Raw genomic sequence first — 19,239 nt, forward strand, 5'->3', positions numbered from 1 at the left:
CGCCGGCCGGCCGACGGCGCACGCCGGCCGGGCGACTAGGGTCGACGGATGCGCTCCCCCCTCGCCCGGCTCACCCGCGTCCGGCGGCCAGGGGACGTGCACCGCACCGAGTCCTCGCCGCCGCGCTGGCTCCTGCTCTCCCGCCGCTACGGCTCCCGCGCGATCCCCGTCGAGCACGACGTGGAGCGCCGCACCGTCCTCGGCTTCCGGATCGCGATCAAGGTGTTCCGGTCGCCGGGCGCGAACGCGGGCCGCATCCCGTCGGGCGCGCCCTCCGGCGTCGACTCGTCGGGACCGGCGCCCGCCCGCCCGTCCTTCGTGCTCGTGCACGGGATCGGCGTCTCCTCGCGGTACTTCCACCCCGTGGCCGCGTTCCTCGCCGAGCACGGCGACGTGTACGCGGTCGACCTGCCGGGCTACGGCGAGTCGCCGCGGGTCCGGCGGGACGTGACGCTCGACGACCACGCGGAGGTCGTGGCCGCGGTGATCCGCATGCACGGGCTCGTCGACCCCGTGGTCGTCGGCCACTCGATGGGGACGCAGATCGTCGCGCGGCTCGCCGTCGACCACCCCGAGGTCGCCGACCGCATCGTGCTGGTCGCGCCGACGCTCCCGCCGCGCACGCGCGGCCTCGTGCGGGCGGCGCTCGCGCTCACGGTCGACACGCTCCGCGAGCCGCTGCTCGCGAACGCCGTGGTGCTGGGCGACTACTTCCTGCGCTGCGGGATCCCGTACTACCTCCGCCAGCTGCCGCACCTCATCGACGACGCGATCGAGGAGCGGGCGCCGCGCATCCGCGCGCGGACGCTCGTCATCGTGGGCGACCGGGACGCCGTGGTCGACCGCCCCTTCGCGCGCGACCTCGCCGAGCGGATCCCGCGCGGGACGTACCGGGTCGCCCGCGGCCCGCACGTCGTCATGTACACGGATCCGCTCGGCGTCGCCCGCGCGATCGTGGAGCATGCCGCGACCCGCTGAGGCACGGGACCGACGGTCGCGCGCCCCGCGGGCCGGTCGCGCGCCCCGCGCCCGGGCAGGATGGACGGGTGACCGCCGCCGGACCCGACCCGCTCCCGCCGCTCACGCTCCTGCGGAAGGCGCTCGACTGGGCGCTCGACTACGCGTACGTCCTCCGCTGGCAGGCCGCGGCCACGCTCTCCCGCGACGACGCCCGCTCCTTCGAGGACGGCCGCGACGACCGGCCGACGATCCTCGTGCTGCCCGGGGTCTACGAGCGCTGGCAGTTCATGCTCCCGATCATCCGGCGGCTGCACGCGCGCGGGCACGGCGTGCACGTGGTCGGCGCGCTCGGCGCGAACGTGGGCCGCATCGCTGAGATGTCGCGCCGGGCCCGCGCGTACCTCGAGGCCGAGGACCTGCGCGACGTCGTCATCGTGGCGCACAGCAAGGGCGGCCTCATCGGCAAGCACCTCATGGCGTTCGGGGACCCGGACCGGCGGATCCGCGCCATGGTCGCCATCAACGCGCCCTTCGGCGGATCCTCGTACGCGCGGCTCATCCCCGTGCGCAGCATCCGCGACTTCTCGCCGCGGAACGCCGCGCTCGTGGAGCTCGGCCGCTCGCGGGAGGTCAACGCGCGGATCACGAGCGTCTTCGCGCGGTTCGACCCGCACATCCCCGGCGGCAGCTCGCTCGACGGCGCGACGGACGAGCGCGTGGCGGCATCGGGCCACTTCCGGATCATGGGGGACGAGGACGTGCTCCGCCGGGTGGAGGCCGCGATCGACCGGGCCGGGACGTCGGCCTGGCCGCCGGCCTGATCCCGCTCCGGGCGCGGCGCATACTGGGCACATGCCCGACTCCGCCGCCGCGACCCCCGCGGACGGCACCGGCACCGGCGACGGCCGCGGCCGCACGGTGCTCGTCGTCGCCGTCCTCGCCTCCTTCGTCGCGTTCCTCGACGGCACGGTCGTCAACGTCGCGCTGCCCGCCATCGGCGAGGACCTCGGCGGCGGCCTCGTGGTGCAGCAGTGGGTCGTGGACGCGTACCTCATCACCCTCGGCGCGCTGATCCTGCTGGCCGGCTCGCTCTCGGACGCGTTCGGCCGCGTGCGCGTGCTCCGCTGGGGGCTCGTCGGCTTCGGCGTCACGTCGCTCGTGTGCGCGATCGCGCCGAGCGCCGGGATCCTCATCGCCGCGCGCGCCGCCCAGGGCGCGGCCGGCGCGCTGCTCGTGCCGAGCTCGCTCGCTCTCATCGCGCAGGCCTTCCGCGGCCCCGCGCAGGCGAAGGCCATCGGCTCGTGGACCGCGTGGACCGGCACGGCGATGCTCGTCGGCCCGGTCCTCGGCGGCGTCCTCGTCGACGCGCTCGACTGGCGGCTCGTGTTCGGGATCAACGTTCTGCCCATCGCCGTGACCCTCGTGCTCCTCGCGCGGCTCCCGCACGACGCCCCCGTCGCGGACGGCACGCGCGTGGACGTGCCGGGCGCGGTGCTCGGCGCCCTCGGGATCGGTGGGCCCGTCTTCGCGCTCATCGAGCAGTCGCGCCTCGGGATCGGGCACCCGCTCGTGGTCGGCAGCCTCGTGGTCGGCGTGGCGTGCCTCGCGCTCTTCGTGGTGCGCGAGCGCCGCACGCCGCACCCGATGCTGCCGCTCGCGCTCTTCCGCGAGCGGGACTTCCTCGTCGGCAACATCGCGACCGTCGGGATCTACGGCGCGCTCTCGCTCGGCGGCTTCGTGATCGCGGTCTTCCTGCAGCAGACCGGCGGCCTGTCGGCGACCGCCGCGGGGTTCGCGCTCGTGCCGACCACGGTGATCATGCTGCTGCTGTCCACGCGCTTCGGGGCGCTGGCCGGGCGGATCGGGCCACGGCTCCTCATGGGCACGGGGCCGATCGTCGCGGGCGGCGGGTATCTGCTGATGCTGCGCGTCGCCGAGCCGGTGGACTACTGGGGGCAGCTCCTGCCGGGCATCCTCGTCTTCGGCCTGGGCCTGTCGATGACGGTCGCGCCGCTGACCGCGACGATCCTCGAGGCCGTGCCGTCGGCGCAGGCGGGCATCGCGTCCGCGGTCAACAACGCCGTGTCGCGCGTGGCCGGGCTCGTCGCGATCGCCGCGATCGGGCTGGTCGCGGGGCCCGACCTCGACGTCGCGGCGTTCCACCGCGTGGTGCTCGTGACGGCGGCGCTGCTCGTGACGGGCGGGCTGGTGTCGCTCGTGGGGATCCGGTCCCGCCACGCCGCGCGCGCCGACGAGGCGGCGGGCTAGACCGCCAGCAGCACCTTGCCCACGTGCTGCGACGACGCGACGTGGGCGTGCGCGGCGGCCGCATCGGCGAGCGGGAAGACGCGGTCGACGACCGGCCGCACGGATCCGTCGGCCACGTCCGGCCACACGTCGGCCCGGATCGCGTCGATGATGCGCGCCTTGTCGTCGGCATCCCGGGCCCGGAGCGTCGTGCCCCAGATCCGCCCGCGGCGGGCCATCAGCTGGCCCAGCGCGATGCTCGTGGGCGCGCCGCTCTGCGCGCCGATGACCATGATCCGGCCGTCGCGCGCGAGGGCGCGGATGTCGCGGTCGATGTAGTCGCCGCCGATCGCGTCGAGGATCACGTCGGCGCCACGGCCGCCGGTCGCCTCGAGGAGCGCCACGACGAAGTCCTGCTCGCGGTAGTCGATGAGGATCTCCGCGCCGAGCGCCCGGCAGGCCTCGAGCTTCGCCGGACTGCCGGCGGTCACGGCCACGCGCGCGCCGAGCCGGGTGGCCAGCTGGATCGCCATGGTGCCGATGCCGCTCGACCCGCCGTGCACGAGCAGGGTCTCGCCCGGTGCGAGGCCCGCGTCGAGCACGACGTTCGACCACACTGTCGCGACCACCTCGGGCAGGCCCGCCGCCTCGACGAGGTCGAGCGCGTCGGGGACCGGGAGGACGTGGCGCTCGTCGACCGCGACGAGCTCGGCGTAGCCGCCGCCGGCGAGGAGGGCGCACACCCGGTCGCCGACGCTCCAGCGCGTCGCACCCGGGCCGACCGCCTCGACCGTCCCGGACACCTCGAGCCCGAGGTGCGTCGGCGCTCCCGCGGGCGGCGGGTACGCGCCCTCGCGCTGGCTGAGGTCCGCGCGGTTGACTCCGGCGGCGGCCACGCGGATCAGGACCTCGCCGGGACCGGGCACCGGATCCGGCAGCTCGCTGAGGGAGAGGACGTCGGGGGAGCCGGGGGAGGGGAAGGTGATCGCGCGCATCCCGCCACGGTACGCACGCCGCGGCCCGCTTCCGGCCGCCCCAAGAAGTACATGAACTCGCAACTGAATCCGGGAATAGGACTGAGATCCATGCGCTTGCATACCTTCGAGGCCGTCGGCCCGCACCCATGACCCCTGTACGAAAGGCACGCACATGAGCGACACCAGCACCGTCCCCGGATACATCGCCGGCACCTGGACCATCGACAAGACGCACTCGTCGATCGGCTTCAGCATCCGCCACATCATGATCAGCAAGGTCAAGGGCACGTTCAAGGACTTCGACGCCGAGATCGTCACGGGTGCCACCCCCGAGCAGAGCTCCGTCAAGGCGCACGCGACCATCGCCTCGATCGACACCAACGAGCCGAACCGCGACCAGCACCTCCGCACCAACGACTTCTTCGACGCCGAGAACCACCCCACCATCGACTTCGTCTCGACCGCCGTGCGCGTCGAGAAGGACGGCGACGCGAAGGTCGACGGCGAGCTCACCGTCCGCGGCGTCACCAAGCCCGTCACGTTCGACGTCGAGTTCGGCGGCTTCGGCGGCGACCCCTACGGCCAGACCAAGTTCGGCGCGACGGCCACCACGGTCATCAACCGCGAGGACTTCGGCCTCACCTACAACGCGGCCCTCGAGACCGGCGGCGTGCTGCTCGGCGACAAGGTCACGATCACGCTCGACATCCAGGCGGTCCTCGCGACCCCCGCGGCCTAGCGCGCACCGGCCGGCATCCGTCCGGCCGCCTCCGCGTCACGCGGACCCGACGCCCCCGTTCCATCGCATGGACCGGGGGCGTCGTCGTGCCCGGGGCGCGCCTCAGGGGACGAGGCCGAGCGCCCGCAGCGTCTCGAGCGGGCGCTCGACGTGCGCGAAGTGGCCGGCGTCGTGGACCACCGCGGGGGATGCATCCGGGAGGTCGCGCGCCAAGCGGGCCAGGTCGCCCGGCGCGACGAAGACGTCCCTGCTTCCCCGCACCGCGGCGACGGGGCACGTGATCCGCGGCCACAGCTCGCCGGCGGGATAGGCGGCGGCGATCCCCGATGCCCGCAGGAAGGCGCGCGGCCGCACCTCGTCGGCCAGCGCCGCGATGACCGACCCGCCCACCCGCCCACCGTGCGCGAACAGGGGACGGGTGAGCTGGCGCAGGACGCCCGTGCGATGGAGGAACCGGACGTACGCGAGACCGGCGGGGCCGAGGAGCCGCGTCACGTGCATCGCGCCGAGCATCATGCTGAAGCCGGGGAGCACGTCGAACCGTCGGATCGGATGCGCCGCGCTGTCCATGACGGTGTACACGGTGGGCGACACCAGGGCCACGGACCGCACGCGACCCGGATGCCGGGCGGCCAGGTGGAGGGCGAGGAAGCCGCCCATCGAGTGCCCCACGAGGCGGGATCCGTCGTACCCCAGCTCGTCGAGCACCCGGATCACGGCGTCGGCCACCGCCTCCAGGGCGAGCTCCCCGTCGCCGTCCCCGGCCGGGGACCCGCCCCAGCCGGGCAGGTCGATCGCCACCACGTCCTCGAGCGGCGCGCCCGCATCCCGGGCCGCGCGGAGGGCGGGCGTCCAGGTGGTCCACGACCCGGCCGCGCCGTGGAGGAGGACGGTGGCCGTCCCGGAACGACGCCGCGGAGCGTGGTGGTGCCGGACCGTCCCGGTCGGCGTCGCCGTCGTCCCGGCGACCAGGCCGCATCCCCGGGGGTCGGCGTCGAGCTCGTAGGGGCTGTAGCCGTCCGCCGCCCGAGGACTCCGCCCGGTGTCGCGCGCGGCGAGCCCCGTCCGGCGCGGCAGGGGACGAGGGGAGGAGGGATGGGGGACGCGCACGGATGACCTCCGGGACGGGGCGGGGATCCGCACAGGGTCTCCGACGGCGGCGTCGGTCCGTGGGCCCCCTCCCCAGCGCACCATCCCGCGCGTCCGTCGGCGGTCGCGCGCGGACCCGGCGTCCCGGAGGGCTCAGGCGAGGAGGCCGAGCGCCCGCAGCGTCTCGAGCGGGCGCTCGACGTGCGCGAAGTGCCCGGCGTCGGGGATCACCGCGGACCGGAGCGAGGGCACCGCGCGGGCCAGGAGGTCGAGGTCGTCCGGGGAGACGAACACGTCGTCGTCGCCGCGCACCGCGACCACCGGGCAGGCGATGCGCGACCAGAGCCCGTCGGCGTCGTAGCCGCGCGTGACCTCCGCGGCGAGCGAGAACGCGCGGGGCCGGGCCTCGGTCGCGATGGCGTCGACGATCGACCGGCGCACGTGCCAGCCGTGCGCGAAGAGCGGCAGCGCGATCGCGCGCATGAGCCGGATGCGGCCGACGCCGCGGATGAGCGCCGTGCCGGGGCGGCCGAGCCGGCGCATGGTGCGCATCACGCCGAGCATCATCGTGAAGCCCGGGATGAGGCGGAACTCCCGCACGGGATGCGCGACGCTCGCGATGACCGAGTACGTCGTGGGCGAGACGAGCGCGACGGAGACGGCGCGGGCGGGGTCGCGCGCGGCCAGGTGCAGCGCGATGAACCCGCCCATCGAGTGGCCGACGAGCCGCCACCGCACGTACCCGAGGCCGTCGACGACCGCGCGGACGGCGTCGGCGATGGCGTCCACCGTCGCCTCGTCGTCGGTCGCGTCGAGCGCGGAGCCGCCCCAGCCGGGCAGGTCGATCGCGACCACGTCGGCGAACGGGACGGCGGCGTCGCGCGCGGTGCGGATGAGCGGCGTCCACGTGGTCCACGATCCGGCGGCGCCGTGCAGCAGCACCGTCGCGGTGTCCGATCCGCGCACCTGCACGTGGTGGTGCCGCACGACGCCGAGCCCGGTGCGCGTGCTGCCGCGCACGAGGCCGGAGGCGGCCGGATCCGGGTCGAGCTCGAGCGGGCTGTAGCCGGGCAGGGGCCGGGTCACTCGGCGCCGCCGATGATCTCCGAGCGGATGCGGCGGATGTCCTCCAGGAGCGAGCCGATGAGGATCCAGTGCTCCTCGCTCGGCTGCAGCACCACGAGCGGCGCCGTGAGCGCGGGCTCCTCGCGCGGGTCGGTCCCGTCGGCGCGGCCGTCGCCCGGCAGCGCGTGCTCGGCGAGGAGCCGCACGTCGTGGGCGGCGCGCGTCAGCTCGGTCGCGATCCCGCGCACCACGGGCTCCTCGGCGAGCGACGGGTCGTAGCGGTCGTGCACGGCGCGCGTCATGCCCACCACGCGGTTGACGAGGACGGTGAGCGTCGCGAGGAGCTCGCGGTCGGCCTCGAGCAGCGCGCGATGCCGCCGCCGGAGGGGGTTGAGGGTGAGGCTCTCGAGGCCCCTGTCGACCTCGGCGACGGCCTTCGTGTGCCGCGGCCGGAGCTCGCGCGCGCGGGTGAGCATGCGGTCGAGCTCCGCGCGATCGACGGGCTCGGACAGCGCGCCCGCCAGCCGGTCGAGGGCCGCGGCGCAATCGCCCGCGAGGCCGATGACCGCGCGTCGGCTCGCCTCGTGCAGCACGGGCGGCGCGATCACGATGTTGACGACCACGCCGATGGCCGCGCCGAGGACGGTCTCCACGATGCGGTCGACCGCGTACACCGGCGAGAGCTGGCCGATGGCGAGCACGAGCATCGCGCTGATGGGGATCTGCGTGCTCGACCCGGGCGTCAGCCGGAACACCCAGCCCACCAGCACCGCGACGACGACCGCGAGGAGCACCACGCCGCTCGAGGTGCCGAGCGCCAGCCCGAGCCCGAGCGCGAGCAGCACGCCCGTGATCACGCCGAGGCTGCGCTCGACCGCCTTGCCGAAGGTCTGGTTGATGCTCGGCTGCACCACGAGCAGCGCCGCGATGGTGGCGAAGATGGGCAGCTGCGCGGGCAGCAGGGCGATGCAGACGAACCAGGCGATGATCGCCGCGACGCTGGTCTTGACCACCTGGACGAACGGGATGCGCGTGGTCGTGCGGACGGTCGTGGTGATGCGCACGTGCGGCCTCCGGCTGCGGTATCGGGTGCCCCCATCATCCCGCGGGCGGGCGGCCTCAAGCCACCTGGGCCGCGTCGTCCATCCCGCCGTCGCCCCCGCCGGCCTGCCGCCTCGCGTCCTGCCAGCGCGCCCACATCTCCTTGAGGTCCCACGCGTCCTCCGCCTGGATGGAGACGCCCCGCTCGCCCGTGCGCCGCGTGCGCCCCCGGATGACGAGCAGCCGCGTGCCGAAGAGCATGGGCCCGGCCTTCTGCTGCGCCTCGTCGAAGAAGGTGGAGTCGGAGCAGCCCGTGCCGTCGTCGAGGCTGATGAAGACCACGCGCTTGCCGCTGCGCATGGGCGGCGTCTGCGTGGCGATGCGGATCCCCGCGACCACCACCTCGGATCCGCTGCGCACCTCGAGCAGCTGGCTCGCCGGGATCACGCCGAGCTCGTCGAGCATGGGCCGGTAGCTCTCCAGCACGTGCTCGGTGACCTCCATCTGCAGGATGTCGAGCTCGGCGGCGACGCGCGCGCGGCCGTCGGGGTCGGGCGAGCCGCGCGGGATGAGGTCGCGGTCGTCGACGAAGAGCGGCAGCTGGCCGGCCGGATCCGCGGGCCGGGCCGCGCGCGCCGTGAGCCGCCGCGCGAACGCCATCACGTCGCCGCGCGACGCGGCACCGCGGGCGGCGGCGTCCTCGTCGGACGTCGCGAGCGAGTCGAGCGCGCCCACCGCGGCGAGCCGCTCGAGCAGCGCGCGCGACGGCTGCGCCTTGGCGTAGAAGTCGCTGATGGAGTCGTAGGGCTGGCCCCGCTCGATGCGCTCCAGCTCCGCCTGGCTCATGCCGTGCACGTCCTGCAGCGACAGCCGGATCCCCAGCTCGCCGATGCGCGTGCGCCCGGTCGTCCCCTCGCCCGCGACGCGCTCCACGCGGTAGACGCCGGTGGACCGGTTCACGTCGAGCGGCAGCACGGGCACGCCCATCCGCCTGGCCTCGGTGAGGAGCAGGCGCTTGGGGTACATGCCGGGGTCGTGCGTGAGGATCCCCGCGAGGAACTCCGCCGGGTAGTGCGTCTTCAACCACGCGCTCTGCCAGGTGGGCAGCGCGAACGCGGCGCCGTGCGCCTTGCAGAACCCGAACGAGCCGAAGCCCTTGAGCGCCTTCCAGATGCGCTCGACGTCGGCGTCCGAGAAGGGGCGCCGGCCCGTGCGCCCGTCGACGTGCAGGGACGTGCGCTCCCGGAACGCCTGCTCGACCACCGTGTCCATGCGCTCCATGTTGCGGCGCAGCTCGTCGGCCTCCGCGAGGGAGACCTGCATGCAGTCGGCGAAGATCCGGATGACCTGCTCGTGGTAGATGACGACGCCGAAGGTGGGCGCGAGGAACGGCGCGAACCGCGGGTGCAGGTAGTCGGGGCGGGTGATGCCGTGCTTCGTGTCGAGGAACGGCGCGACCATGTTGCCCTTCATGGGCCCCGGCCGGAACAGCGAGATGTCGGCGATGAGGTCCTCGTAGACGTCGGGCTGCATCTTGCCGATGAGCTCGCGCTGCCCGGGCGACTCGATCTGGAACATGCCGAGCGTGTGCGTGGTGCGGATGGCGGCGAAGGTCTCCTCGTCGTCGTGCGGGATCTCGTCGAGCTCGATGCGGCCATCGCGGTGCACGTAGCGCGCGTCCACCGGGATGCCGCCCGCGACCGCCGAGCGCGTGCCGTGGATGCGGTGGATCTCGTCCAGCGCGTACGCCATCGTGCTCTGCATCCGCACCCCGAGGATGTCGAGCTTGAGCAGCCCCATGTCGTCGATGTCGTCCTTGTCGAACTGGCTCATCGGCAGGCCCATGCCGCTCGGCTGCACCGGGCTCGTGCTGAGCAGGTCGGAGTCGCCGAGGATCACGCCGCACGGGTGCATGGAGATGTGCCGGGGGAGCCGGTCGAGCCGCTCCGTGAGGTCGACCAGCAGGTCGATGCTCGGGTCGTCGCGCACGAGGTCGGCGATGGGCTTGAGCTCCGGCTTCGTCTCGAGCACCGCCCGGAACTCGCGCGCGTTGAAGCGCCAGATGTTCTTGGCGATGAAGTCGATCTGCTGCTCGTCGAGGTCGAGCGCGAGCCCGGCGTCGCGCGCGGCGCCGCGGGCCCGGTAGGTGTTCTGCATCGACAGCAGGGTGACCCGGTTGCTCCCGTACTTCTCGAACACGCGGTGGTAGACCTCGTGCCGGCGCGCGGACTCCACGTCGATGTCGATGTCCGGCAGCGTCGAGCGCACCTTGCCGAGGAAGCGCTCGAACAGCAGGTCGTGCTCGAGCGGATCCACGTTGGAGATGCGCAGCAGGTAGTTGACGAGGCTGCCCGCGCCGGATCCCCGCGCCTGGTTGCGCACGCCCATGTCCCGCATGAGCGCGCACACGTCGGCTACGGTGAGGAAGTAGGTGGCGAAGCCGAAGCCCGTGATGGTCGTGAGCTCGGTGCGCATCCGGGCGAGCACGCGCTGCCGCATGGCCTCGTCGACGTGCCCGAACCGCTCGGTGACGCCGGCCTCGGCCTTCCGCCAGAGCGCCTCGTCCGGATCGCCCGTGACCCCGATGACGGACTTCTCCGGCAGCTTCGGCTTCCGCCAGGCGAGGTCGGCGTCGGGATCCAGCCGGCAGCGGTCGGCCAGCTCCTCGGTGGCGCGCAGCAGCGCCTCGCCCGCGCGGCGGTCGAGCGACGATGCGCCCGCGATCTCGCGCGCGATCTCCTGCATCTCGGCCGGGGTCTTCAGCCACGCCTGGCCGTTGGGCTGCGGGCGGAACGACCCGAGCGGCCGGAGCGTGCCCGCGGAGTCGAGCACGTCGCCCGTGAGCGCGTCGTCGGGCTCGAGGTAGCGCACGGCGTTGGTGAGCACGGCGGGGATGCGGTGGGCGTCGGCGAGCTCGAGCATGCGGGCGGCGTGCCGGAGGCTGGCGGACTCGCCGGGCTCGGTGAAGTGGCAGACCACCTCGACGACGACCGCGCCGGGCAGGAGCCGGGCCCACTCGGCCAGGTGGCGGGACGCGAGCGCGTGGTCGCCGGCCGCGACGGCGCGGCCGACGTCCGAGTCGGGCCCGAGCATGACGGTGCCGACGGGCCCCTCCTCGCCGAGCAGGAACGCGGGCGGCCGGGTGCGCGCGATGCCGGTCTGGGCGCTCCGGGCGGTGCTCCTGGCCGTGCCGCGCCCGTGGCTCGCGCTGATGAGGCGGCTGAGCGCCGCCCAGCCCTGGCCGCGCGTGCCGCCGTGCGCGAGCACCGTGATCCGGCCCGGGTGCTCGCCCGAGAGCCCGAGCTCCGCGCCGACCACGGGGGAGACCCCGGCGGCGAGGGAGCGGCGGATGTGGCGGACGGCGCCGTACAGCCCGTCGCGGTCGGTGATGGCCGCGGCCGACGCGCCCTCGGACGCGACCCGGTCGACGAGCGCCTCGGGCGCCGAGGTGCCGAAGTGGGCGGAGAAGGCGGACGCGACGTGCAGGTGGGTGAAGCTCACGCGCGCCTCCCTCGATGTCCGCACGCGCCGCCCGGGCGCGATGTTCGAACGGATGTTCGACTCGCCCAGTGTAGGTCGGCTGCCCGGCAGCCGCGACCCGTAGTCTCGGAGGATGACCAGCGAACCCTCCACCCTCGTCATCCTCGGCGCCAGCGGCGACCTCACGGAACGCCTCCTGCTGCCGGGTCTCGGCAGCCTCGTGGCGAGCGATCGGGGGCGGCGGATCCAGCTCATCGGCACCGGCCGGAGCGCCCGCACGCCGCAGGAGTGGACGAAGACGGTCAAGACCGCGTTCGACTCGGTGGACGCCACGGGACGCCGGGCGGCGGGCATCGTCTCGTCCACCAAGTACATCCAGGCCGACCCCACCGACCTCGACGACCTGAAGCGCATCCTCGAGGCGTGCGAGGGCGCGCCGGCCCTCTACTTCGCGCTGCCGCCGGCCATCTCCATCGCGGTGTGCGAGCAGCTCGCGAAGCTCGACCTGCCGGAGGGCACCACGCTGGCGCTCGAGAAGCCGTTCGGCTCGAACAGCCGCAGCGCCGCCCAGCTCAACCGCCAGCTGCTGAAGCTCGTGCCGGAGGACCGCATCCACCGCACCGACCACTTCCTCGGCCTCTCCACGGTGCTCAACCTCGTCTCGCTGCGCTTCGCCAACCGCTTCTTCGAGTCGGTGTGGAGCGCCAGGGACATCGAGAAGGTCGAGATCCTCTACGACGAGACGCTCGCCCTCGAGGGCCGCGCCGCCTACTACGACAAGTCGGGCGCGCTCGTCGACATGATCCAGAGCCACCTGCTGCAGGTGCTCGCGGTGTTCGCGATGGAGCCGCCCGCGAGCATCGACCCGGACGACCTGCGCTCGAACATCGCCTCGGTCCTCCGCGCCACCGAGGTCTGGGACAACGACCCCATCGCCCACAGCCGCCGGGCCCGCTACACGGGCGCCACGGTGGACGGCACGCGCATCCCCGCCTACGCCAAGGAGGAGGGGGTCGATCCGGCCAACGAGACGGAGACGCTCGCCGAGGTCACGTTCGGCGTCGCCAACGCGCGCTGGGCGGGCGTGCCGTTCCGCCTCCGCTCGGGCAAGGCCCTCAAGGAGGCGTCGAAGCGCATCATCGTCACCTTCAAGCCCGTGGCGCACCTGCCGCGGGGCCTCCACGGCTCCGCGCGGCCGGACCGCCTCATCATCGACCTCAAGCCCGACGGCATCTCGCTCGAGGTCACCATGGACGGCACGGGCGAGCCCTTCACGCTCACGCAGTCCACGTTCCGCGCGGAGTTCGCCGAGCCCGAGCTCACCCCGTACGGCGAGGTGCTCGACGGCATCCTCGCCGGCGACCCGCGCCTCTCGGTCCGCGGCGACGTGGCCGAGCGGTGCTGGCGCATCGTCGCGCCGGTCATGCGCGCCTGGAAGGGCGACCGCGTGCCCATGGCCGAGTACCGCGCCGGATCCGCGGGGCCGACCGCCTGGCGCTGACCGCCCGCGCCGCCCGCGCCGGCCTCCCGCATGACGGCTCCCTGGGCGTCGTCGCCTCCCGGCGGCGGCGCCCTCGTCGCGTCCTAGCGTGAGGGCATGCCCGTGACCCTCACCGAGATCCCCCTGCCCGCGGCCTCGCCCGAGGCGTCGCCCGGCCTGCACGGCGTGCTGGCGGTGCCGGCGGGCGAGGGCCCGTGGCCCGCGGTCGTCGTGGTGCACGAGGCCTTCGGCGTCACCGACGTGATGCGCCGCCAGGCCGAGCGCCTCGCCGAGGCCGGCTTCCTCGCGCTCATGCCCGATCTCTTCTCGGCCGGCGGCGCGCGCCGCTGCCTGGTCGCGACCTTCCGCACGCTCGCGGCGGGGGAGGGACGCGCGTTCGTCGACGTCGAGTCCGCCCGCCGGGCGCTCCTCGCCCGCGCCGACTGCACGGGCCGCGTGGGCGTCATCGGCTTCTGCATGGGCGGCGGGTTCGCCCTGGCCGCGGCCTCCCGCGGCTTCGACGCCTCGAGCGTCAACTACGGGATGCTCCCCGAGGACCTCGACGGGGTGCTCGACGGCGCGTGCCCGATCGTCGCGAGCTACGGCGGACGCGACCGGCAGCTCGCGGGATCCGCCGACCGCCTGGAAGCCGCCCTCGAGGCGCACGGCATCGCGCACGACGTGCGGGAGTACCCGGCCGCCGGGCACTCCTTCCTCAACGACGCCGAGATGGGTCCCCGGCCGCTCCGGCCGGTGCTGCGCGCGGTGGGCATGGGGCCCGAGCCCGCGTCCGCGGCGGACGCATGGCGCCGGATCGACGCGTTCCTGGACGCCCACCTGCGCGACCGGGAGCACGCGGGCGCGTAGCGCATCGACCCTGCGCGCCGACGGGATTCTCCACCGGCCTCGGCTAGCCTGTGGAGGATCCGGGTGCCCGCGCCCGGCACTCCCCGCCCGGCGACGAGAGATCCACCCATGCAGCACGCCCCCCAGAGGACTCGCGCCGACCGGGCGCGCGTCCGCGGCATCGCGCGACACGGCCGCCTCCGGACCCCGAGCGCCGGACGCGCGGTCATGAAGGGCGTCGGCATGGTCGCCGCGGTCGCGTTCGCGGCCGCCGCATCGCTGCTGACCATCGTCTTCGTGGACCTCTCCCGCACCGTCGCCGACAACACGGTCGACATCTCGGGCGGCCAGACGATGCCGCCCTCGCTCGGCGGCATCGACGGCGGCGCCAACATCCTCATCGTCGGCAGCGACAGCCGCGCCGGCCAGGGCGACGGCTACGGCGCCGCGAAGGACGTGGGCACGGCCTCGCTCAACGACGTGACGATGCTGCTCCACATCAGCGAGGACAGCAGCCGCGCCACGGTCATCTCCTTCCCGCGCGACATGCTCGTGCCGATCCCGGAGTGCGAGGGGCCGGACGGCACGAAGTACGCCGCCAGCTCGCGCGCCCAGCTCAACGAGTCGCTGTCCCGCGGCGGCTTCGAGTGCACCGTCCGCATGGTCGAGGGCCTCACCGGGCTCGACATCCCCTACGGCGGCGTCGTGCAGTTCAACGGCGTGGTGGAGATGTCGAACGCGGTCGGCGGCGTCGAGGTCTGCGTGGCGAACGGCATCTACGACAAGAAGACCGACCTGTCGCTGGATCCCGGGATCCACCCGCTCCAGGGCAAGGAGGCCGTGCAGTTCCTCCGCACCCGCTACGGCGTCGGCGACGGCAGCGACATCTCGCGCATCGGCAACCAGCAGGTGTTCCTGAGCGCGCTCGTGCGCACGATCAAGAGCACCGACACCCTCACCAACCCCGCCAAGCTCTACGGCATCGCCCGCGCCGTGGTCGACAACATGCAGCTGTCCACGTCGCTCGCCGACCTCGACACGCTCGTCTCGGTGGGGCTGACCTTCAAGGACATCCCGCTCGACGACGTCGTGTTCCTGCAGTACCCGGGCACCGTGCTGGCCAACGGACGGGTCCAGCCGGACGAGGCGGCCGCCGCGCAGCTCATGGGCCTCCTCGCCTCCGACGCGGACTTCTCGCTCGGCCAGGCCGCGGCGTCCGACGAGTCCGGCAGCGTGCCCGCCGAGGGCACCACGACGCCGCCGGCCACGACCGCGCCGCCGGCCGACGGCTCGACGCCGACGACGCCGCCCACCGCGACGGCCGAGGTGCTCGACCCGAGCATCACCGGCCAGACCGCCGCGCAGAGCACCTGCTCCAACGGCCAGGGCTGACCCGGCGCCACCGCCCGGGCGTCGACCGTCAGCGCGAGGCCGGATCCGGGGTGGCCGCCGTCGCGCGCGCCGCGAGGAACGCCCGCACGACGGGGTTCGGATCGTCGGCGCGCGTCGCGACGTGCACCGTCGAGGTCGCGTGCGAGTCCCGGAGCGGGACGACGCGGACCGTGTCCGGCGCGCCGACCGTCGCGCTCCGCGGGGCGATCGTCACGCCGAGTCCCGCCCCCACGAGGTGGATGATCATGGTCCACGTCGACCCCTCCTGGACCACCCGCACGATCCGGCCCCGCTCGGTGACGGGCTCGAGGTTCCGCGCGTAGGCGTCGTCGCTCGCGCGTCGCGGCGGGAACACGAAGGGCTCGTCGGCGAGGAGGGCCGCGTCCACCGCGGGCAGGGCGGCCAGCGCATGCGCGGCCGGCACGACCGCCGTGAACGGCTCGGTGAGGACCTCCACGAGGTCGACGCCGTCGGCCGGATCCGGGTCGCGCACGATCGCGACGTCGAGCTCGCCCCGGACCAGCGCCTGCATCAGGTCGACCGTGAAGCCCTCGCGCACCCGCACCTCGACGTCCGGGTGGAGCGCGCGGAAGCGCCGGATGCTCTCCACGGGCCCGGTCCGCTCCGCCGGGATCGCGACGGTCGAGTGCACCATGCCGAGGTCGAGCCGCCCCGCATCCCCGCGGGCGATGCGCGCCACCTCGTCGAGCCCGGCCTCGGCCTGCCGGAGCAGCGCGCGCCCGCGCTCCCTCAGCGCGGCGCCCGCCGGCGTGACGGCGACGCTCCGGGAGGTGCGGACGAGCAGCGCCACGCCGAGCCGGCGCTCGAGGCGCTGCACCTGCTGCGAGAGCACCGGCTGGGCGATGCCGAGCTGCTCCGCCGCCCGGCCGAAGTGACGCTCGTCGGCGACGGCGAGGAAGGAGCGGACGAGGCGGAGGTCGAGATCCATTCACGAACGCTATCGGAGCGACGTCTTCCATATTGGACACCGTCCTGGTCGGCGGCGATGCTGGATCCATGAGCACGCACGCCGAGAGCCCGTCCGCATCCGCATCCGCATCCGCCCCGATCGGGATCTCGCCGCTCGTCGACGACGCCGACGCCCGCGCCTTCCGCGCCTTGAACGAGGCCTGGATCACGACGCTGTTCGCGCTCGAGCCCGACGACGAGCGCGTGCTCGCCGACCCGCGCGGCCAGGTCGTCGACCGCGGCGGCGCGGTGCTCCTCGCCCGCGACGGGGACCGCGTCGTGGGATGCGTGGCCCTGATCCCCGAGGGCGACGGCCTGTGGGAGCTCGCGAAGATGGCGGTCGACGCGTCCGTCCGCGGGCGGGGGACCGGCCGGAAGCTGCTCCTCGCCGCCCTCGACGAGGCACGACGACGGGGAGCGGGAGCCGTGGTGCTCGGCAGCAGCGTCGACCTGCCCGCCGCCGTCCACCTCTACGAGAGCGTCGGGTTCCGGCACGTGCCGCCCGCGGAGGTCGGGCACATGCCCTACGCGCGGGCCAGCGTGTTCATGCGGCACGACCTCGGCGACGGGCCCGGTGCCGAGCGCGACTGACGCGTTCGTCAGCGCTCGGCGGGGGCCTCGACGACGCGCGGATCCGGGAAGGCCGTCTCCACCGCGGGGGCCCCGGTGCCGCGGGCGCGCATCCAGACGAAGAAGCCCGTGAGCGTGAAGGCGCCGTAGAAGACGTACATGAAGGCGGACGCGTAGTAGCCGGCGCTCACGAGCAGCGGCACGCCGACGAGGTCGACCGCCACCCAGATCAGCCAGAACTCGACCCAGCCCTTGGCCATGCCGTAGGTGGCGAGGAGCGAGCCGACGAAGATCCAGGCGTCGGCCCACACGGGCTCGTAGGAGCCGAGCGCGCGGAAGACGGGCGTGAGGATGGCGGTGCCGCCGACGAGCGCGACCACGAGCAGGATCCGCTCGCGACCGGACGCCCACTGCGGGACGACGGGCGCACCGCCGTGCCTGGCCTGCTGCCAGCGGTACCAGCCGTAGACCGAGACGGCGATGAACATGACCTGGCGGCCGGCCTGGCCGAGGAGGTTCACGGGGTTCGGCGTGCCGAAGACGGCGCCGAGGAAGACGGTGAAGAGGAGCACGTTGCCGACGATGCCGACGGGCCACGCCCAGACCTTGCGGCGCATGCCGCCGAGCGCGCTGGCGAGGCCGAAGAGGTTGCCGACGATCTCGCGCCAGAGGATGGTCTGGTCGCCGATGCGGAGCTGCGCGTCGAACAGCCACTCGAGTGCCGCCATGCGGGATCCCTCCGTGCGCCGCGGTCCGGGTGACCTGCGTGCGGGACGCCGTGCGCGGCGCCGATGGGGTGAAGGCGCGCATGCCCTCGGCTATTCCCCGGACCCGCCCGGGGTCGGCAGCCGGTGCCGAGGCGGCTTCGGGCACCGAGGCGGCCTCAGGCGAACAGGCGCACGTCGAGCTCCTCGTCGGACGCGGTGACGAGCGACCAGCGGCCGCGCGCGTCGACGCTCAGGTCGAACGAGCCGTCGACCCGGCGCGCGCCCGTGGTGAGCGGCACGGCCTCGACGCGCCACATGCGCAGCTCGAGCAGGTGGGCGCTCGCGCCGCGGGGCGCGCGGCCCGTGCGCTGCCACCAGTCGACCCGCGCGATCCACCGCTCGGGCGAGCTCACCACCCCGTAGACCACGCCCCGCCAGGTGAAGCGCAACGGCGAGCCGTCGTCCGAGAGCTCGACCTCCACGTCCTCGTCGATCCGCATGTGCCGCTCCTCTCGCCCGTCGCGCCGGCCGCGCTCCCGCGTTCGAACGGATGTTCGAACGTCTGATCCGAGTGTAGGAACGCCCGCCGACATCCACGAGGGGAGCGGGCGGATCCGCCTCACCCTCGACCGGAGGCTGAGGGTCGTGTCCGGATCACGCGCATCGGGCATGGATCGGCGGGTCGGCGCGTTGGCACCAGGGTCCCGAGGGCGGCAGACGCCCCCTCGTCATCGACACCCGAGGAGGGTCCACATGACCGACACCACCACCCGTCCTGCCGAGGCATCCGGCACGTTCACCATCGGCGGCGACCTGCCCGTCGTCCGGCTCGGCTACGGCACCATGCAGCTGACCGGCGAGGGCGTCTGGGGCGCCCCCGAGGACCCCGCCGAGGCCGTCCGCGTCATCCGCCGCGCCGCCGAGCTCGGCGTCACGTTCTTCGACACCGCCGACTCCTACGGCCCGTTCGTGGCCGAGGAGCTCCTCAAGGAGGCGCTCCACCCGTACGCCGACGACGTCGTCATCGCGACCAAGGGCGGGCTCACGCGCCCCGGGCCCGGCGACTGGCAGCCCGTCGGCCGCCCCGAGTACCTGCGCCAGCAGCTGGAGCTGAGCCTGCGCCACCTGGGCCTCGAGCGCATCGACCTCTACCAGCTGCACCGCATCGACCCGGCGGTGCCGCTCGCCGACCAGATCGGCGTGCTCAAGGACCTGCAGTCCGAGGGCAAGATCCGCCACATCGGGCTCTCCGAGGTGCAGGTCGACGACGTGAAGGCCGCGCGCGAGATCGCCGAGATCGTCTCGGTGCAGAACCTCTTCAACCTCGCCAAGCGCGACGCCGAGCCGCTGCTCGACTACGCCGAGGCCGAGGGCCTCGCGTTCATCCCGTGGTTCCCGCTCGCGACCGGCGAGCTCGCGAAGGACGGCGGCCCGCTCGACGCCCTCGCGAAGCAGCACGACGCGCGCGCCTCGCAGCTCGCGCTCGCGTGGCTCCTGCGCCGCTCGCCCGTGATGCTGCCGATCCCCGGCACCAAGTCGGTCGGGCACGTCGAGGACAACATCGCCGCGGCGGGCATCGAGCTCACCGACGACGAGTTCCAGGCGCTCACCGACGCCGTCTGATCCACCCGCACGCACGAGGGCCCCGCAGGAGCGATCCTGCGGGGCCCTCCGTCG

17 protein-coding genes are annotated in these 19,239 nt (G+C 74.1%); 9 read left to right on the forward strand and 8 right to left on the reverse strand.

Going from position 1 to position 19,239, the window contains the following annotated elements; all coding sequences use genetic code 11:
• Positions 1–48: 48 nt before the first annotated feature.
• From JOE38_RS02590 to JOE38_RS02600, 3 genes are all read left to right on the forward strand, one after another.
• Complete coding sequence (locus JOE38_RS02590) at positions 49–978, forward strand: alpha/beta fold hydrolase (RefSeq protein WP_204574727.1); 930 nt, start codon at positions 49–51, stop codon at positions 976–978.
• Between the two features lie 68 nt (positions 979–1,046).
• A complete protein-coding gene (locus JOE38_RS02595) occupies positions 1,047–1,781 on the forward strand; it encodes an esterase/lipase family protein (RefSeq protein WP_204574728.1) in 735 nt (244 codons plus the stop codon).
• A gap of 31 nt (positions 1,782–1,812) precedes the next feature.
• Positions 1,813–3,228, forward strand: coding sequence for an MFS transporter (locus tag JOE38_RS02600; RefSeq protein ID WP_204574729.1), 1,416 nt, complete (start codon positions 1,813–1,815; stop codon positions 3,226–3,228).
• On the opposite strand, the gene JOE38_RS02605 is transcribed toward JOE38_RS02600, so the two are convergent.
• Positions 3,225–4,202, reverse strand: coding sequence for an NAD(P)H-quinone oxidoreductase (locus tag JOE38_RS02605; RefSeq protein WP_204574730.1), 978 nt, complete (start codon positions 4,200–4,202; stop codon positions 3,225–3,227). The genes JOE38_RS02600 and JOE38_RS02605 overlap by 4 nt on opposite strands.
• A 154-nt stretch (positions 4,203–4,356) precedes the next feature.
• Here JOE38_RS02605 and JOE38_RS02610 point away from each other — a divergent pair, with 154 nt between their 5' ends.
• Positions 4,357–4,923: a YceI family protein gene (locus JOE38_RS02610; protein WP_204574731.1), complete on the forward strand. Its 567-nt coding sequence runs from the start codon at positions 4,357–4,359 to the stop codon at positions 4,921–4,923.
• Positions 4,924–5,025: 102 nt separating this feature from the next.
• Here JOE38_RS02610 and JOE38_RS02615 read toward each other — a convergent pair whose 3' ends face one another.
• From JOE38_RS02615 to JOE38_RS02630, 4 genes are all read right to left on the reverse strand, one after another.
• Positions 5,026–6,033: an alpha/beta fold hydrolase gene (locus tag JOE38_RS02615; protein WP_307838825.1), complete on the reverse strand. Its 1,008-nt coding sequence runs from the start codon at positions 6,031–6,033 to the stop codon at positions 5,026–5,028.
• Between the two features lie 132 nt (positions 6,034–6,165).
• The gene (locus JOE38_RS02620; RefSeq protein WP_204574733.1) at positions 6,166–7,098 is read right to left on the reverse strand and encodes an alpha/beta hydrolase; all 933 of its coding nucleotides are present in this window, start codon (positions 7,096–7,098) and stop codon (positions 6,166–6,168) included.
• Complete coding sequence (locus tag JOE38_RS02625; RefSeq protein ID WP_204574734.1) at positions 7,095–8,141, reverse strand: FUSC family protein; 1,047 nt, start codon at positions 8,139–8,141, stop codon at positions 7,095–7,097. The genes JOE38_RS02620 and JOE38_RS02625 overlap by 4 nt, the downstream gene beginning before the upstream one ends.
• Before the next feature lie 55 nt (positions 8,142–8,196).
• Entirely contained in the window at positions 8,197–11,619 is a 3,423-nt protein-coding gene (locus JOE38_RS02630) for a DNA polymerase III subunit alpha (RefSeq protein WP_204574735.1), read from the reverse strand.
• A 112-nt stretch (positions 11,620–11,731) separates the two neighbouring features.
• Between JOE38_RS02630 and JOE38_RS02635 the strand changes: the two genes are divergently transcribed.
• From JOE38_RS02635 to JOE38_RS02645, 3 genes are all read left to right on the forward strand, one after another.
• The gene (locus tag JOE38_RS02635) at positions 11,732–13,099 is read left to right on the forward strand and encodes a glucose-6-phosphate dehydrogenase (protein WP_204574736.1); all 1,368 of its coding nucleotides are present in this window, start codon (positions 11,732–11,734) and stop codon (positions 13,097–13,099) included.
• 96 nt (positions 13,100–13,195) lie between these two features.
• On the forward strand, positions 13,196–13,945 hold the full coding sequence (locus tag JOE38_RS02640; RefSeq protein ID WP_204574737.1) for a dienelactone hydrolase family protein: 750 nt from the start codon (positions 13,196–13,198) through the stop codon (positions 13,943–13,945).
• A 108-nt stretch (positions 13,946–14,053) separates the two neighbouring features.
• Entirely contained in the window at positions 14,054–15,316 is a 1,263-nt protein-coding gene (locus JOE38_RS02645; protein ID WP_204574738.1) for an LCP family protein, read from the forward strand.
• 28 nt (positions 15,317–15,344) lie between these two features.
• On the opposite strand, the gene JOE38_RS02650 is transcribed toward JOE38_RS02645, so the two are convergent.
• Complete coding sequence (locus JOE38_RS02650) at positions 15,345–16,265, reverse strand: LysR family transcriptional regulator (RefSeq protein WP_204574739.1); 921 nt, start codon at positions 16,263–16,265, stop codon at positions 15,345–15,347.
• Between the two features lie 68 nt (positions 16,266–16,333).
• Here JOE38_RS02650 and JOE38_RS02655 point away from each other — a divergent pair, with 68 nt between their 5' ends.
• On the forward strand, positions 16,334–16,876 hold the full coding sequence (locus JOE38_RS02655; RefSeq protein WP_204574740.1) for a GNAT family N-acetyltransferase: 543 nt from the start codon (positions 16,334–16,336) through the stop codon (positions 16,874–16,876).
• An 8-nt stretch (positions 16,877–16,884) separates the two neighbouring features.
• On the opposite strand, the gene pnuC is transcribed toward JOE38_RS02655, so the two are convergent.
• Positions 16,885–17,583 (reverse strand): nicotinamide riboside transporter PnuC, encoded by a 699-nt coding sequence (gene pnuC / locus JOE38_RS02660; RefSeq protein WP_204574741.1) that lies wholly within the window; start codon positions 17,581–17,583, stop codon positions 16,885–16,887.
• 155 nt (positions 17,584–17,738) lie between these two features.
• Complete coding sequence (locus JOE38_RS02665; RefSeq protein ID WP_204574742.1) at positions 17,739–18,062, reverse strand: DUF6504 family protein; 324 nt, start codon at positions 18,060–18,062, stop codon at positions 17,739–17,741.
• Between the two features lie 253 nt (positions 18,063–18,315).
• Between JOE38_RS02665 and JOE38_RS02670 the strand changes: the two genes are divergently transcribed.
• Positions 18,316–19,185, forward strand: a complete 870-nt coding sequence (locus JOE38_RS02670) for an aldo/keto reductase (protein WP_204574743.1) — start codon at positions 18,316–18,318, stop codon at positions 19,183–19,185.
• Positions 19,186–19,239 lie beyond the last annotated feature (54 nt).

Source organism: Clavibacter michiganensis, assembly GCF_016907085.1.
Classification (GTDB): Bacteria; Actinomycetota; Actinomycetes; order Actinomycetales; family Microbacteriaceae; genus Clavibacter; species Clavibacter michiganensis_O.